Source organism: Lysinibacillus sp. FSL R7-0073 (genome assembly GCF_038009065.1).
Taxonomy (GTDB): Bacteria; Bacillota; Bacilli; order Bacillales_A; family Planococcaceae; genus Lysinibacillus; species Lysinibacillus fusiformis.
Genome location: NZ_JBBPAS010000001.1, coordinates 2,484,782 through 2,499,976 on the forward strand (window position 1 = coordinate 2,484,782; position 15,195 = coordinate 2,499,976).

The window sequence follows — 15,195 nt, forward strand, 5'->3', positions numbered from 1 at the left end:
CTCCGATTATTCTACCTTTTGCTGTTTTTCTAAGAAGTTTGCTAGTGTCCCTACTGTTTTGAAATCTTTAGGAACAAGCACCTCATCGGGAATAGAAATGCCAAGATCCAACTCTATATGAAGAATGAGTTGAAGGACCATAATGGAATCCATATACAAATCCTCATTTAATCGGGCATCTTCATTAAAAGAAGACAATGTCTGCAACTCTAATGAATTTTCCATAATATCATAGATGCCTTTGATCAATTGTTGCCGTGTCATACGGGTATGCCTCCAAGTTTTTTTCTACTTATTTTTCCATTAGGTAACTTTTCGATTTCATGAACAAACACGAACTCCACCGGAATTTGATGTGGAGCAAGAAATTTCCGGCACCATTCTCTAAGTTCTATATGATCAATCGGTTCGGTAGACACATAGAGTGCGCAAACTCGCTCTCCTGATAAATGATCTTGTTTCTTATATACGACTGCTTCGACTATTCTTGGCTCATCCATTAACACGTTTTCTACTTCTTGCGGATACACATTCAAGCCTGCTACATTAATCGTGTCATCGATTCTTGCAAGAAAAGAAAGAATATTATTTTCTAGATAGCCAAGATCTTTCGTATAAATCGTTTGTGTAGATGTTTCAATGATAATCTCGCTTGGTGTTTGTTTGTCACCAGCTGTCACCTTCACATGAGGGAGAGGATATCCCATTTCTTTCGGATCTTCCACATTAGGGTGAATCGCAACACAGCCGGATTCTGAGCATCCATACTGTTGAAGGACTTGGTTAGATTTCTCTCTTAATGATGTTAACCAGCTATGTGGCATCACAGTCCCTGACGTCATCACATGATCAAATTGTTGATCAATCGGTAATAATCGACTTAATGTATAAAGTAACGCTGGGGCTCCATAGAGTATGTGCTGAGGAAATTCTTTTAGCTTTTTCAACATATATTTAGGATTATTATTCGTAATAATAACCGGTTTTGCTCCTCTTCTTATACAAGCTAGGACACCACAAATAAATCCATAAGAGTGAGTAACTGGACAAGCAACGATAGAATTTGTCAAGGAATCAACAGGTAATGTCTTAACATAGCTTTCAATCTCCTCGTCCACTGAGCTCCACGTTCGTTCAATGCATTTCGGATCTCCTGTTGTACCAGAGCTCATTTGAACTAATACCCCTTCTTGGTTATTGGAAAGATTGGATAATTCGATACAATCATCAAAGGATTGGAACAATAACAGATGACTACCCGCTGTCGAAGCGATTCTTACGGCCCCCTCTTTGGGCGTCGCTGGATGGATGGGGACAACTGACCCTCTTTTTTCACGAATGTATAAACAAAGAGCTATATATTGGAAAATATCATCCGTACAAATTGCTAATCTCCGATTGTTACATTCCTTTAGATGAGGTAAGCGTTCATAAATATCAAACTGTTTTTCAATATCTTCTACTGTATAAAATTGATCATTGACATAAAACATCATGATTTCCCCTTTTCATTCTTTTGTGCCAACGCATTGTTGACGATATGGCGAAAATTACCTTCTTCTTGATTTTGCAATTTCTTTTTTAGTAAGGATTCAACATAAATATATGTGCTAGTATGCTGAAGCTGTTCATTTCTTGCACGGAAAGATGGAAAGCGTTCAAAGTGCTTCTGTATGCCGTCATTAATTTGATTCCAAAAGCGTATTTCTTCATATCCATATTGCTCTTCTAGCAAATTAGATAGCTCACTTAAATGAAACACGAATAGTGTATCCATAGCTAACTCACGTAAAGCCTCTACAGAAGACATCCAATAATAATGATCGGCAGGTGCATCTTTAAATCGGTCATGTATCAATCCAAAATCGGGAATGAGGGTTCTATCTGCTATGAATTCTTCCGTATATTCGATACTGTCATGGAAATCTCTCAGTACAACCCGAGTCGGCCACCCATTTTCATGCAACAAAATCATATTTTGCGCATGGGCCTCCACTGCAATTCCGTGAGTGGCAAGTAGGTGCCAAACTGGAATAACACTCACTTCAATCAAGCGTTTTATCCACGCCTCCATTCCATATCGGCATAGCCAATCATCAATAAACGGACGCCCATCTAACTCCATCATCATGAGTACCGTAAAGGGTACTGCTTCCTCCTCCCCCTTCATATACAAGCGCACACTTTCTCGCCATATGGTGCCAAGCTGACCTTCTAATTTACTACTATGCTTTGTGGCATGCGGTTCAAAAATAATGCCTGCATATTCTCCCAGTACAATAACAGTCTTTTGTAAATAGGCATCTGATTGAAGTACCTGTTTAAGCCATGCAGAAATATGAGGAGCAGCACAAACAGCATGAGCATGTAACTTTCGTAACGAAGAGGTATTCACCATATTCATTGAACATTTTAATTGCGCCTTTTTGGGGTGTGAAGAATTCCATAATGTTCGCACTGATTGAGTTGCCCTATAGTCATCTCCTTTCACATCTAGAGGTATGAAATCTTTTTGTTCCATTAAATCAGCAAGTTCCTGTTTCATGGTACGCCATTGCCATGGATGAACAGGTAAGAACGTATAGTCTTCGAATGTGCCATTGAATACCGCAAGCTTGCTAAGAAGGTCGTCCCACAGTAAATGCCCTAGCTCTCTTTTCCAGAAATCTTCTTCTTTCTCAAGAACAGCGATTCGTACATAGCTTCTTCTCACTGCCACCCATTGAAGGGTGAATGATTGCTTTCCTTCAGGGCCATAGTCTATATGGTCGTCAATCGTAAAACCGGTTCTAGATTTAAAACATGGATGATACGGATGTCCTTCCATAATTTCCGATTCTAATTCCTCATAGCTCGAATTTCTTCTCGATATCGGTATTTGGAGATATCTATCGTTCCAATCGCAAAGATTACTCGTTAAATGAAGTTCTTTCAGTAACCGAATTTTATCTTGCCGACTCGTCAGTAATTCATCGACAAGTTCCTCAAATGTTGCCTCCTGCAACGTCTCATCCTTGCTTACTAGAAAAATATGATCCCCCTTTATTCGGATGCGATCAAATGCCATTCTTCTTCCTTCACAGCGAAAGGTGTATGTCTGTCCAATAAGAGTAAAAATTGAAGTCCATTGATCTAGACATGTTTCTTCATAGTTGATTAGTCCTTCAAAGATCATCGCTTCTACAAGCTGCCGCCTTACACGTAGCTCTCCTCTTTTAGAAGCTAAAGGCTGTAGCTGCTGCATAGTCTGCCTCCTCATACTGACGAACAAATGGGTTTGGAATTTTCGTATATACGGCTTGTTCAAGTTCGGCTTCAAGTTCATCTACATCATGAAACCTTGTTAAAAGGTTTGCTTTGAAGGCAAGCTCTTCTTGATTTAGAATGTTCCGAACAAACGCTTTCCCGAAGCCGGTAAATTCTTTTTCTAATAAGTGCAGTTGATCGATAGACCACTTTAAAAGAACATTTTCGTTAATAAGCTGATCCGCTCCAAATCGAGAAATAACAGGAAACAGTTGATTCATAAATAAATAATACGTAAATCTATCTTGAATAAGGGCATCTTCGTAAAACAGCTCTTCTGTTTCATGTAAAGATGGCTCTATTGAAAGAAGTACATCTTTATAGGCTTTTGATAAGTAATAACCTTGGTTATCGCGATAATAATATGTGGTTGGATAACCAGAAGAGATGTTTAATAGACTGTTTTGCTGATGGGCTTCGAGAGCGATCCCATTCTCATCGTATAATCTTAATAATGGTTCAATCGCACATGTCCAATAATCTTTAAACCAATCTAAACTGACACTCTCTAACGGACGGAATTCGGATTGAGCGATTTTCATGATGAGCTGACATAGCTTTGAGTTTTCTTCTAGCAGGGGCTCTTGCACAAGCGTAGCGATCATGCAGATTCCTTCATCTTGGCCTTCTGGAAATACGTTTGAACGAAAAATAACCTCAAACCCTGATTCCGTCTGTTTTGGAAACTCTACAGTCATATAAGCAGGGTCATGAATCATCTGAAAGGATGGATGATTTTGTAAGAAGTCTATCTTATGCATTAATCGAGCCATAGCAATACCAGCTTTAAGTTCATGAGTTCTATTGACCCTCAATGAGTTTGTTATTTTTACAGGGATTGAAAACTTATACATCATTTCTTCCTGTGAGTTATAAACCGTTCTGATTGAAGAGGTTGCTGTATAAAAAGCGCCTAAAGCACCTTCGTATTTTATGAATCCTTCAGCAATCGCCTTTTTTACATATTGTTGCTGTAGAAGCCATTGTGCTTGTAGAGGGTGTACCGGAATGAAACAATTCTTCTCTGATGTAACAAAATCAGGCTGTGATTTTAGTAAAGATTGAACAATATGATCACTCGCACTTTTTTCTAATATGGAGGACTCTTTCACCATTTTACGGTCGACACGAAAATAGTGAAGTTGGAAAGAACCTTGTAACTCTGGAGCAAAACTGGTTTGTTGCCAATCTGCCATCCCTTGTCTACTTTTGGGTGTCGGATGAAGCCAATGACCAAGTAGGAGAGACTGCTCCGCTTCAATAAACGTACCGCTAGCTTCTGGTTGCTTGTCACCTCCCAAACTCTTTTCAATATAATTGGCCATCGTTTGATAGCTCTCAATTATGCGAAGAATGAGTTCATCATAATGAGAAGAAAGTTTAAGACAGCCATCCATCTTAGCCATACAATGCAGTTCCTGAATGAGCGTGATAAGTATCGTTAATTTATCTTCGACAAGCCATTGTTTTTGTTTTGTACAATACTTCAACGGCGTACCAATGACCTGTCTTCCAACAAGAGATTTATATTCTACACCAAATGCAAAACGTATGTTTTGTCTTGGTAACTCAAGCTCTAATATATGTGCCTCTGTAATCAGTGCTGATAGTCGTTGTTCTTTAATCCACTCCTCCTTTTTAACCCAATGCCCGCTTCTCACCTCTCGTATATAACAATTTATAAACGCCTGAAACGTTGCATTTTCTGCAATCTGTTTAGCAATCTGTTGCATGAAATAAACCAATCCTTTCACAGAGCCTTTTTACTATTAATTGATAATGATTATCACTCATTGTTAAAAAAATGAGTCTCCCTTATTAGAAAGATTGAGAAGTAAATGGAAACAATGTTGATTATAATTGATAATGATTATCGTTTTCAATAATAATTACATATTATAGGTAATTTGGAAATGACTCAACTGTCTAAAGACCTATATGGCAATATAAACCATCGAAATAGGTAAAAGTATAGAAAAATACGTCGTTTTTTGCATCATCCACGAAAGATTATTAATATTTAAAGGGATATAAAGACGAAATATTACAAAGGAATAGAAAGAAGAGGTCAATCTCGGAATAGTTCTTATGAATGGAATGCTTTTATTTTTAAAAGCAATTGCATCAAGATGTTCATGCAGAAAAATATTAAGTATGCATAGAAAAATGGCAGAAATGCTGCGATATCAACGTTTCTGCCATTTAAAATTTAAATGAGTGTTTTTGTCATAATTAAATCTATTTGTTCTTCCTCACCCATGTAAAAGCTGTGCGCCCCAGTTTGAACAAAGCCTATTTTCTTATAAAAGCCTATGGCATTGTCATTTTTATCCCAAACCCCTAACCAGATACTACTTTTGTTTTGGGCTTCAGCTAATTCGATGGCCTTATTCATAAGATATTTGCCAAGACCCCTTCCTTGAAATGACTGTCGAATATAAATACGTTCAATTTCAAGTGACTCATTCCCCATTTGTTCAGATTGGGCATCATTGACATTCACCTTTAAATAACCAGCAATGACATCATTGTCATAGATAAAATAGAATTCTGAAGCTTCATTACATAATTCCTTTTCCAGCTGAAACTCTGTAAATGCTTTTTCCAAGTAAGCAGTCATATTTTCAGGTGAATTCTGATCTTTAAAGGTATCATTGAATGTTTCAATACTCACCTCTTGGAGTTTATTTAAATCACCTATGCTACATTTTGCTAATTTAATTGACATTGATAACACTCCTTTAAAACTCTTTATAGATTTATATTGCAAATGCAATAAAAAGAATATATATTGAATGTAACTTAATTTTGTTGTATATGCAATAAAAAAGCAAGGAGGTAGTAAAAGTGAAGTATGTTTTCTATGTCATAGGCATTTTCATCTTAACGCTGGGCATTTCTTTAACTATTCAATCCAATCTAGGTACTTCCCCCTTTGATGCTCTTTTAGTAGGATTATCTAAAAATATAGGGCTGACAGTTGGTAGCTGGGAAATTATATTGGCCATTATTTTAATAGGCTGTAATGCAATATTAAACAAACAGAGGCCCGAATTTTTGGGCTTTATTACAGCTTTTATTACGGGAATTGGGATTGATATGTGGTTATTTGTGTTACACAATGTGTTAACGCCTGTAGCTTGGTATAGTGAAGTTGTTTGTTTTGGTGTTGGTTTAATTGTAATTGGGTTAGGGACTGCCACCTATTTACATACGAATTTTGCACCGATTCCTGTTGACCGATTAACCTTAATAATTAAAGAGCTAACGAAAAGGAGCATCTTTTTTGCAAGAACGACTATTTATATCCTGTTTTTAGTGCTGGCATTAATGGTTAAAGGTCCAATCGGCTTCGGAACAATCATAACAGTTTGTTTAGGAGGTTTCATCCTCCATTTCTTTATGCCGATTACTGGTAGTATACTAGATAACATCCTATACCGCTCTAATACGTCTCAAAATGAAGAGCTTAAAAGCTAGTATTCATGTTTTGAATGGGGTGATGTCTTTTGATAAATTTTTTTGCCTAGTAGCTGGCAGTCCCACCTTTCTTCCATAAAAAAATCCTGCTGCTAACAGGATTTTTAAACGAAATCTATAATGTTACACTGTTTTCTTGAAAAAACCTTTTTTTATCCTCTTCTGTGAATTCTTCTAATGATTGATAGGTATAATGAGGATTTCGATCCTTATCAATGACAACGGAGCGGACACCTTCATAGAAATCCCTATGTCTTAAAAAGTTTCTTGCCAAAATGAAATCTGTCTTAAAGCATTCTTCTACTGTTTTTTCACGAGCGTCAATAAGCTGCTGTAACGTAATTTTTAAAGAGGAAGGTGATTTCGACAGAAGCAAGTGCTTCGTGACACGGGCAAATTCGCTTGGGTCACTGTCTAAGGATTGTATGATTTCCTCTACTGTATTTCTTGAAAAATGGTGGTTTATTGCAGTTTGAAGATTCTTAAGTTCACTGTTTGCGGATGCCTTACTAGAATATTTCTTTATTAGTTGGTTTAAGATTGCGTTTATATTGTTAGAATGCCAGTCCGTCTGTTTTACACTTTGAAGGAAATCAAATAGCTTATCACTCGTCATATAATAATCTGCACCATTAGCAAAAAGGACGTCTGCTGCTTTAATAGTGGACGCAGTTAATGCTAGGTAGTAACCAATAAAACCTGGCGCTTTGTTTAAGAAATAGCCCGCTCCAACGTCTGGAAAAAAGCCAATATTCATTTCCGGCATCGCCCATTTTGTACACTCTGTAACGATTCGGTGGCTTGCTCCAAAGGTTAAACCGACTCCACCTCCCATGACAATGCCATCAAGACAAGCAATAATGGGTTTAGGATAATGATAGATCGCCAAATCCACTTCATATTCTACTTCGAAAAAGTTTTCAGCCCTTAGTAATGCATCTTGACTGGTTTGTGCTTGATAAAGTGTTTTGATGTCACCCCCAGCGCAAAATCCCTTCTCCCCAGCCCCTTGTAGTACAATAAGACGAATTTGATCATTCGCTTCCCATTCTTTTAATTTTTCTCTAATGGGGTTAAGCATGTCAGTGGAAAGTGAATTTAAAGCTTTAGGGCGATTCAATGTAATGGTTGCCGCTCCTCCATATTCGACCGAAAATAATACTTCGTTTGCCATGTTGGACCCCTCCTTTAACAATGTTTAAAGTGTGGTTGTCTTTTTTCAATAAATGCCTGCACACCCTCTTTAGCATCATTTGTTAACAATAGCTCAGCAAAACGAGTTCGTTCAAGTTCAAGTCCTTGTTGTAAATTAGCCTTCGTGCTTTGAATCACACATTCAATTGTACGAGAGACACTTGTCATACTTTTACCCTCAACAAAGGACTGCGCAACAATCTTAGCCGTCATCAAAAGTTCCTCAGGTTCTGTTACTAGTTGGATAATACCGAGCTGTAATGCCTCGTCTGCACTCAATTGTTTACTTGTTAAAATTAATTGGAGCGCCGTTGCTTGATTTGTTATTCTGCTAAGTCGTTGAGTCCCCCCGAATGTAGGGAGTAGTCCAAGCTTTAATTCTGGTAAGCCAAGAATGGCCTGATTCGAAGCAATTCGGAAATGACATCCTAACGCCAGTTCGAGTCCTCCTCCAAGGGCGGGTCCATTAATGGCCGCAATAACTGGCTTCTTCATGGCTTCCACTTCATCGCATAGCGCTTGCCCTGCTTGAGCCATTTGTAATGCTTTTTCCTGTTGGCCAAAGGCTGAAACAAACTCCTTTATATCAGCCCCAGCGACAAAAAATCGGCCAGTGCCTGTAATAATAATGGCGCTTGTTTCTTCATCCTCCGCTAGCTCTTGGAAAATACGACGCAGGTTTTCAATAGAAGCTGATGACAAAGTGTTTGCAGGTGGATGATCTAAATGGATAATAGAAATAGAACCCTCTTTCCTAACGTTTGCAAATGTACCGATCATGCTGTTCCTCCTAACTAATCATTTTTGGATTGTCAATGAATGTTCTCGTAAGTGCCCTTTTTTTCAAAAAGAGATTTTGCTGTAGTGGAATATTTAACTGTCGAATATTATTTAGCAAGCTTACTCGTTTTTGCTCATTGCTTTCAGCGGCCGTAATTATAGTAATCGCACTTTCTTCTATTTTGCGGTAACCCTCCTGGCATAATATGTCTGTCATCAATTGTTTTGTTTGCTCATGCACAGCTTTTTTCGACCTGAGCCAGGCTGATTCCATGACATAGCTTTCCATGGCTATATCTGCCAATAAACGCATAAATTCTTGCTCCTGTTCGAGTTGAATCTGTGCATTCGTAATGACTGTAATTGCTAATTGCATCAAATGCTTGGAAAGTAGGATATAATGGTGATTTTTATCTAATGGTTGATTGTCGATAAAATCATCTTCTATTGCAGTTATTTGTACATATTTTTTCCACAGCATTTTAGCCATTGTGAGGCGATTGATTTCATTCGTGCCTTCGAAAATACGGCTAATTCTTGCGTCCCGATACAAACGTTCCACATCATAATCTTGCATATAACCATATCCCCCATGTATTTGAACAGCTTCATCAGCAATTTTTCCAAGTGCTTCGGAACAATGTACTTTATGGAGTGCGCATTCAAGTGCAAATTCGGATATTTTCTGAACCACCGTTTCATTACTACCTGATGCAATAGCCTCATCCATTTTTCCAGCCGTTCGGTATGCAGCACTTTCTGCTCCATAAATCAAAACGAACATGTTAGCAAGTTTTTCCTGTATCATTGTAAAATCAACGATAGATCGTTCAAATTGTCTCCGTCCCTTTCCGTAATTCACAGCTAATAGAAATGCCTGTTTGGCCGTTCCTATATTGGAAAAGGCTAGCTTTAGACGTGCCATATTCAAGATGTTCATAGCGACGATATGCCCTTTGCCGATCTCTCCAAGAACATGATCGATTGGCACCATAACGTCTTCTAAAATGAGCGTTGCCGTTGAAGAGCCTTTAATGCCCATTTTTTCCTCTTCCTGACCTACGGATACCCCTTTAAAGGAACGTTCGACAATCAACGCAGTCATTCCATTTTGCGTCTGGGCAAAAACAACGAAGACGTCTGCTAGCTGAGCATTCGTAATCCATTGCTTTTCTCCGTTTACTATCCATGCTGTACCATCTTCTGTTAATCTAGCATTCGTTTTGGGGCGCAGTGCATCAGAACCTGAATCGGACTCTGTAAGTGCATAGGCACCAATCCATTCCCCAGATGCAAGCTTTGGTAAGTACCTCAGCTTTTGCTCCTCATCGCCAAAATAGACATAGGGTAATGTGCCCACCCCAGCATGGATATTGTAGGAAACGCTGAAAGAGCCCCCAAAGCCCATTTTCTCTGCTACAAGACCAGAAATTGTTTTATTGAGCTCGAGTCCTCCATAGGCTTCTGGTATTTCAATAGCCAGTAAACCAAGATCACCTGCTTTTTGAAATAGTTGACGAGTGATCCCATACTGTTGCTGTTCAATAGATGAAATATTCGGTGAGACATCCTGTTTAATGAAGAGCTCAGCAGTTTTTGCAATGAGCTCTTCTTCATCATGAAAATCCTCTGGTGTAAAGATCGTCATTTTGTCTTCTAGTCGATCCATATGAGTCCTCCTTGAAAGAAAGTTATCTATCCTACTTTATTTCCTCCTTAGGTAAAATGGTTTTCGCTAATTCACGATCTAAATCCTCGTATTGATAATAGGAAATCGTTTCATATAATTCGCTTCTTGTTTGCATATCCTCAATTGCTTCTTGTTGTGTTCCAGTATTTTTTATTAATTCAAATACACGCTCGTATGCTTTCGCTGCAACTCTCATAGACGTAACAGGATAAATGACCATCGAGTAGCCCATTTTTTCAAATTCTTTGGCGGTATAATAAGGAGTTTGACCGAATTCAGTCATATTAGCTAATAAGGGTGCATCTAACTCATTGGCAAATTGTTTAAACTCCTTGTCAGTTTGTAATGCCTCTGGAAAAATAGCATCTGCCCCAGCAGCAACATATGCTTTGGCTCTTAGAATAGCCTGTTCTAAACCTTCAACTGACCTTGCATCCGTGCGAGCAATAATTACTAATGTAGGGGCTATTTGTTTAATCGTTTTTATTTTTTGTATCATTTCTTCCATTGAAATAAGAGTTTTGCCATTTAAATGTCCACATTTTTTAGGAAGATTTTGGTCCTCTAGCTGTACGGCAGCGACCCCTGCCTCTACCATTTCACGAGCAGTACGAGCAACATTTAATACACCACCAAAGCCCGTATCAATATCCACTAGCATAGGTAAATTAGTAGCCCGAATAATATCACTAGCACGCTGAGCTATTTCATTTGAATAAATCATTCCTAAATCCGGTAGGCCTCTACTCGCTGTATAAGCGGCACCCGAAAGATACAATGCCTCGAAGCCAACTTTTTTAGCCATCAAACCAGCCATTGCATCATGTGTCCCTGGTATTTGCAAAATAGCTGAACGAGCGATCAGAGCTTTAAATTGTTCAGCTAATTGTTTTTGTGTCTTCGCTTCTTGGACAATCCACGCCATTTTAAAAAACCTCCTCTTTATTGTGTTCGGAATCCTTCTAAATTAAATAAATAGATTAATAAATTCATGGACAGCAATTTGTTCAAGCAGCTCTTTATTTGCACAAACCTCATTTATTGTATTGAGTTGTTTTTGAGAATAATGCGTACGAATGTTTTGCTGGAATTTATCAATGATCTGAGGAAATGCTTCCTTACGGCGGAAACGATGTCCTAAAGGATATTCACACTCAATTAGCTCGGATGATGTACCATCTTTGTAATAAACTTGAACAGCATTCGCAATGGATCGTTTATCAGGGTCCAAATAGTCGATTGTATATTGGCTTTTTTCCACGACAATCATTTTATTTCGCAAGTCATCAATGCGTGGGTCTACAGCCACCTCATCTTCGTAGTGATCTGCTGTAATGTCACCATAAATAAGACCAATAGCTGTAATATATTGAAGGCAGTGATCACGATCAGCAGGATTGTGAAGAGGCCCTTCTTTATCGATAATTCGTAAGGCTGATTCATGCGTCGTAATGTCAATGCGGTCAATTTCAGCTAGGCGATTCTTTACTTCAGGATGTAAATGAACAGCACATTCTGCAGCCGTTTGAGCGTGAAATTCTGCAGGGTAAGACACTTTAAAGAGGACATTTTCCATAACATAAGATGCAAGTGGTCTCGCAAGCTTTAATTCTTGCTTATTAAAGAGCACATCTTGGAATCCCCAGCCTGGTGCAGATAATGCAGTTGCATAGCCCATTTCCCCTTTCACAGCCATCATTGCTAGTTGTACCGCCCTGCTTGTAGCATCGCCAGCAGCCCATGATTTTCTAGAGCCCGTATTAGGTGCATGTCGATAGGTTCTTAAACTTGAATTATCAATCCAAGCATTTGATAAAGCATTGACAATTTCTTGATGAGTACCACCTAAAGCCTTTGTTACTACAGCTGTTGTCGCTATTTTGACGAATAAGACGTGATCTAAGCCAACACGATTTAAGCTATTTTCGAGTGCAAGTATTCCTTGTATTTCATGAGCTTGAATCATCATTTCTAAAACGTCTTTTATTTGGAGAGGCTCTTGCCCTTCTGCAACATGTACACGACTCAAATAATCGGCTACAGCTAATATGCCACCTAGATTATCAGAAGGATGCCCCCATTCTACCGCCAACCATGTATCGTTATAATCCAACCAACGGATCATACAACCGATATTAAAGGCACCTTTTACTGGATCAAGGACATAGGATGTTCCTGGAATACGAGTACCATTTGGAACAACTGTACCTGGTACTACAGGACCCAGAAGTTTTGTACATTCAGGATATTGTAAAGCTAAAATGCCGCAACCTAACGTATCCAATAAAACATATCGAGCTGTTTCGTAAGCTTCTTCGCTCGTAATCTTTGTGTTTAATACGTAATCCGCAATATCAACAAGAAGCTGGTCTGTCGCCGTTTTTTCATTCGTTTTGATCATCTATATCTTCCTTTCAAGGTATGAATTTGATATACTAGTTTGCTAATGGGCATTGGTCAGAATGTCCATCAGCTCTATGGCGAGTTGTTAAAACTTGATTATACCGACAATTCTTCAAGGTTATGACGCTCGCCTATATAATGAACACGAGGTCTAAATAATCGATTATTGTCATGTTGTTCGATTACATGTGCACATAAACCGATCGTTCGAGAGCCAAAGAAAATAGGCGTATATAATTCGATTGGTAAGCCCAGCATGTAGTACACTGGCGCAGCGTAATAATCTAAATTTGGATACAAACCTTTTTCCTCCACCATCACTTTTTCACCAGCTTCACACATGTGATATAAGCGGTCATCCCCTTGCTCCAAGCATAATTTATACAAAGCTTCTTTCATGATCTGCGCTCTTGGGTCCATTTTTTTCATATAGACACGATGGCCAAAGCCCATTATTTTATCTTTATTTTTAAGCTTGTTTTTCAGCATCGCTTCAAAGCCTTCTGCAGTCTTAGCTTCAAGCAGCATATACATGACTGCCTCATTTGCCCCACCATGTAAATTTCCTTTCAATGATGCGACAGCACCAGTTAGAGCACCATACAGATCAGATTGTGTGGAAGCAATAACACGAGCAGCAAAGGTCGAATTCGGCATTTCATGTTCACTATATAAAACAAGTGATTGGTCAAAAATTTCATCTTCTAATGGTGTTGGTTTTCTTCCAGTAATCATGTAATAAAAATTAGCACTATATGAAAGCTCACTATCCGGTTCTACTACCTCTTGACCATTTAATACACGGTAGCTATTCGCAACGATATTGGGCATTCCACCTAAAAGTCGATATGCTCGTGTTACATTCCTTTCAGTCGAACGATCATTGATATGCTGATCATATCCTGCTAACGCTGAAATTCCAGTTCTAAGGCCGTCCATAGCATGTGTCCCATTTGGTAATAAGTTAAAAATTTGAAAAAGCTCTTGTGGAACGTGATAGTTATCTTTCAAATTATCCTGTAAGTCAGCTTGTTGCTCAGTAGTTGGTAGGTTTCCGTGCAATAATAAATGGACAATATCTAAATAGGAATATCGCTGAGATAGTTCAATCAAATCATAGCCCCGTATAACAATTTGGCTTCCTACTACGTCTAAGAAAGACAGTTTTGTTTCCGCAGCAATAACTCCATCAAGACCTGGTGAATACGTTAACTCCATGGATTACAACCCCTTTGTTTAATCATTCTTGTAAGCGTTACCATTCAAACTCGAAAGAACAACAAAAAAACAACTTCTACCCCTTTAGAAGTTGTTAATCTACAAAAGTATGACAGAACAAAAAACAGTGAACTTACATCCATTCACACTCATCATACAGTAGCTACACCTCCCTATCCTCGTAGGTCAATTGATGCTTATTTAGCGGCAGGTCTCCTGACTTATCATCAACATTCCTATAACACCTTCCCGTTTTGAAGAACAAAACAGTGGTCTCGTTATGGAACTCCTACATACAGTTGCGAGACAGTGTTGGACTCACACCAACTTCCCTTTTAATCAAATGGAATCAAACCCATTTGAACCACCAAAATTTAGCATATTCAATTTGTCTTTTTACCTTAACATAGAGGTTTCCAAACAATCAATATAGGTAAAATTCAGAAAAGACTGATTATAAAAAGCTATTTTTCATTTTTGACGAACTATTCTGCATATTTAAGCATTATTTCGCTCAAAAAAAGATTGTTAATCAATCCCAATGGAGCTATATTTATGAAGTCTGCTTTAAAAAAGCGATTTGTTTTGCATTACGATGAAACGAGGAGTGACGGGATGGGCTATATAACAGAATTAAGAAAGCTTATCGGTAATAGACCGATTATAAGCGTTGGTTCGACAGTTGTTGTTGTTAATGATGATAAGAAAATACTCTTTCAACATCGTTCAGATACATTGGATTGGGGATTACCTGGCGGCTCAATGGATATAAACGAAACATTAGAGCAGGTTGCTGCGCGTGAACTTTATGAGGAAACTGGACTCGTAGCTAAAGAGTTTGAGTTTATCGGTGTTTTTACAGGACCTGATTATTACTACTGTTATCCGAATGGCGATGAAATCTATACAGTCATTCACCTTTATAGAGCTAAACATGTAAGGGGTGTATTGGAAATGAAAGATGGTGAGAGCTTAAGCCTCACCTATTTCAGTAAGGAAGAACTTCCGAATAATATGGAACAGAGGACGGTCGCTCTCTTAAACAACCTAGAGGGCAAAATATGGGAGTTCGAAAGCTCCTTTACGAAGCTTTCCAAATAGCAATGTAAGAATTTTAATAAGGA

General features: G+C 38.4%; 13 protein-coding genes and 1 riboswitch. Of the genes, 2 read left to right on the plus strand and 11 right to left on the minus strand.

Annotated features, from left to right (window positions below; all coding sequences use genetic code 11):
- Positions 1 to 6: 6 nt before the first annotated feature.
- The 5 genes from asbD to MKY88_RS12305 form a co-directional block, all read right to left on the minus strand.
- On the minus strand, positions 7 to 264 hold the full coding sequence (gene asbD, locus MKY88_RS12285) for a petrobactin biosynthesis protein AsbD (protein WP_069481468.1): 258 nt from the start codon (positions 262 to 264) through the stop codon (positions 7 to 9).
- Positions 261 to 1,496, minus strand: coding sequence for an AMP-binding protein (locus MKY88_RS12290; protein WP_193832074.1), 1,236 nt, complete (start codon positions 1,494 to 1,496; stop codon positions 261 to 263). Before MKY88_RS12290 ends, asbD begins: the two co-directional genes overlap by 4 nt.
- Positions 1,493 to 3,244 carry an IucA/IucC family protein gene (locus MKY88_RS12295; protein WP_193832075.1) on the minus strand — a complete coding sequence of 584 codons (1,752 nt, stop codon included), beginning with the start codon at positions 3,242 to 3,244 and terminating at the stop codon, positions 1,493 to 1,495. The genes MKY88_RS12290 and MKY88_RS12295 overlap by 4 nt, the downstream gene beginning before the upstream one ends.
- Positions 3,216 to 5,039: an IucA/IucC family protein gene (locus MKY88_RS12300; RefSeq protein ID WP_193832076.1), complete on the minus strand. Its 1,824-nt coding sequence runs from the start codon at positions 5,037 to 5,039 to the stop codon at positions 3,216 to 3,218. Before MKY88_RS12300 ends, MKY88_RS12295 begins: the two co-directional genes overlap by 29 nt.
- A 476-nt stretch (positions 5,040 to 5,515) precedes the next feature.
- Positions 5,516 to 6,034: a GNAT family N-acetyltransferase gene (locus MKY88_RS12305; protein WP_193832077.1), complete on the minus strand. Its 519-nt coding sequence runs from the start codon at positions 6,032 to 6,034 to the stop codon at positions 5,516 to 5,518.
- Between the two features lie 119 nt (positions 6,035 to 6,153).
- Here MKY88_RS12305 and MKY88_RS12310 point away from each other — a divergent pair, with 119 nt between their 5' ends.
- Complete coding sequence (locus MKY88_RS12310) at positions 6,154 to 6,786, plus strand: YczE/YyaS/YitT family protein (RefSeq protein ID WP_340813781.1); 633 nt, start codon at positions 6,154 to 6,156, stop codon at positions 6,784 to 6,786.
- A gap of 115 nt (positions 6,787 to 6,901) precedes the next feature.
- On the opposite strand, the gene MKY88_RS12315 is transcribed toward MKY88_RS12310, so the two are convergent.
- From MKY88_RS12315 to mmgD, 6 genes are all read right to left on the minus strand, one after another.
- The gene (locus MKY88_RS12315) at positions 6,902 to 7,960 is read right to left on the minus strand and encodes an enoyl-CoA hydratase/isomerase family protein (protein WP_340813783.1); all 1,059 of its coding nucleotides are present in this window, start codon (positions 7,958 to 7,960) and stop codon (positions 6,902 to 6,904) included.
- Between the two features lie 14 nt (positions 7,961 to 7,974).
- Positions 7,975 to 8,760, minus strand: coding sequence for an enoyl-CoA hydratase-related protein (locus MKY88_RS12320; RefSeq protein WP_193832080.1), 786 nt, complete (start codon positions 8,758 to 8,760; stop codon positions 7,975 to 7,977).
- Between the two features lie 10 nt (positions 8,761 to 8,770).
- A complete protein-coding gene (locus MKY88_RS12325) occupies positions 8,771 to 10,429 on the minus strand; it encodes an acyl-CoA dehydrogenase family protein (protein WP_340813784.1) in 1,659 nt (552 codons plus the stop codon).
- 31 nt (positions 10,430 to 10,460) lie between these two features.
- Positions 10,461 to 11,375, minus strand: coding sequence for a methylisocitrate lyase (gene prpB / locus MKY88_RS12330; protein WP_340813786.1), 915 nt, complete (start codon positions 11,373 to 11,375; stop codon positions 10,461 to 10,463).
- A 42-nt stretch (positions 11,376 to 11,417) separates the two neighbouring features.
- The gene (locus MKY88_RS12335) at positions 11,418 to 12,851 is read right to left on the minus strand and encodes a bifunctional 2-methylcitrate dehydratase/aconitate hydratase (RefSeq protein ID WP_340813787.1); all 1,434 of its coding nucleotides are present in this window, start codon (positions 12,849 to 12,851) and stop codon (positions 11,418 to 11,420) included.
- Positions 12,852 to 12,949: 98 nt separating this feature from the next.
- A complete protein-coding gene (gene mmgD, locus MKY88_RS12340; RefSeq protein WP_340813788.1) occupies positions 12,950 to 14,071 on the minus strand; it encodes a citrate synthase in 1,122 nt (373 codons plus the stop codon).
- 189 nt (positions 14,072 to 14,260) lie between these two features.
- Positions 14,261 to 14,455: riboswitch (cobalamin riboswitch) on the minus strand.
- Positions 14,456 to 14,686: 231 nt separating this feature from the next.
- Here mmgD and MKY88_RS12345 point away from each other — a divergent pair.
- Entirely contained in the window at positions 14,687 to 15,172 is a 486-nt protein-coding gene (locus tag MKY88_RS12345; RefSeq protein WP_340814829.1) for an NUDIX hydrolase, read from the plus strand.
- The last annotated feature ends 23 nt before the right edge of the window (positions 15,173 to 15,195 follow it).

Excerpts from the sequence above, each read along its gene's own strand:
- MKY88_RS12315 (WP_340813783.1), bottom strand. The coding sequence starts at position 7,960 with ATGGCAAACGAAGTATTATTTTCGGTCGAATATGGAGGAGCGGCAACC.
- MKY88_RS12345 (WP_340814829.1), top strand. The coding sequence starts at position 14,687 with ATGGGCTATATAACAGAATTAAGAAAGCTTATCGGTAATAGACCGATT.
- MKY88_RS12305 (WP_193832077.1), bottom strand. The coding sequence starts at position 6,034 with ATGTCAATTAAATTAGCAAAATGTAGCATAGGTGATTTAAATAAACTC.
- MKY88_RS12290 (WP_193832074.1), bottom strand. The coding sequence starts at position 1,496 with ATGATGTTTTATGTCAATGATCAATTTTATACAGTAGAAGATATTGAA.
- mmgD (WP_340813788.1), bottom strand. The coding sequence starts at position 14,071 with ATGGAGTTAACGTATTCACCAGGTCTTGATGGAGTTATTGCTGCGGAA.
- prpB (WP_340813786.1), bottom strand. The coding sequence starts at position 11,375 with ATGGCGTGGATTGTCCAAGAAGCGAAGACACAAAAACAATTAGCTGAA.
- MKY88_RS12335 (WP_340813787.1), bottom strand. The coding sequence starts at position 12,851 with ATGATCAAAACGAATGAAAAAACGGCGACAGACCAGCTTCTTGTTGAT.
- MKY88_RS12300 (WP_193832076.1), bottom strand. The coding sequence starts at position 5,039 with ATGCAACAGATTGCTAAACAGATTGCAGAAAATGCAACGTTTCAGGCG.
- MKY88_RS12325 (WP_340813784.1), bottom strand. The coding sequence starts at position 10,429 with ATGGATCGACTAGAAGACAAAATGACGATCTTTACACCAGAGGATTTT.
- MKY88_RS12320 (WP_193832080.1), bottom strand. The coding sequence starts at position 8,760 with ATGATCGGTACATTTGCAAACGTTAGGAAAGAGGGTTCTATTTCTATT.
- MKY88_RS12295 (WP_193832075.1), bottom strand. The coding sequence starts at position 3,244 with ATGCAGCAGCTACAGCCTTTAGCTTCTAAAAGAGGAGAGCTACGTGTA.
- asbD (WP_069481468.1), bottom strand. The coding sequence starts at position 264 with ATGACACGGCAACAATTGATCAAAGGCATCTATGATATTATGGAAAAT.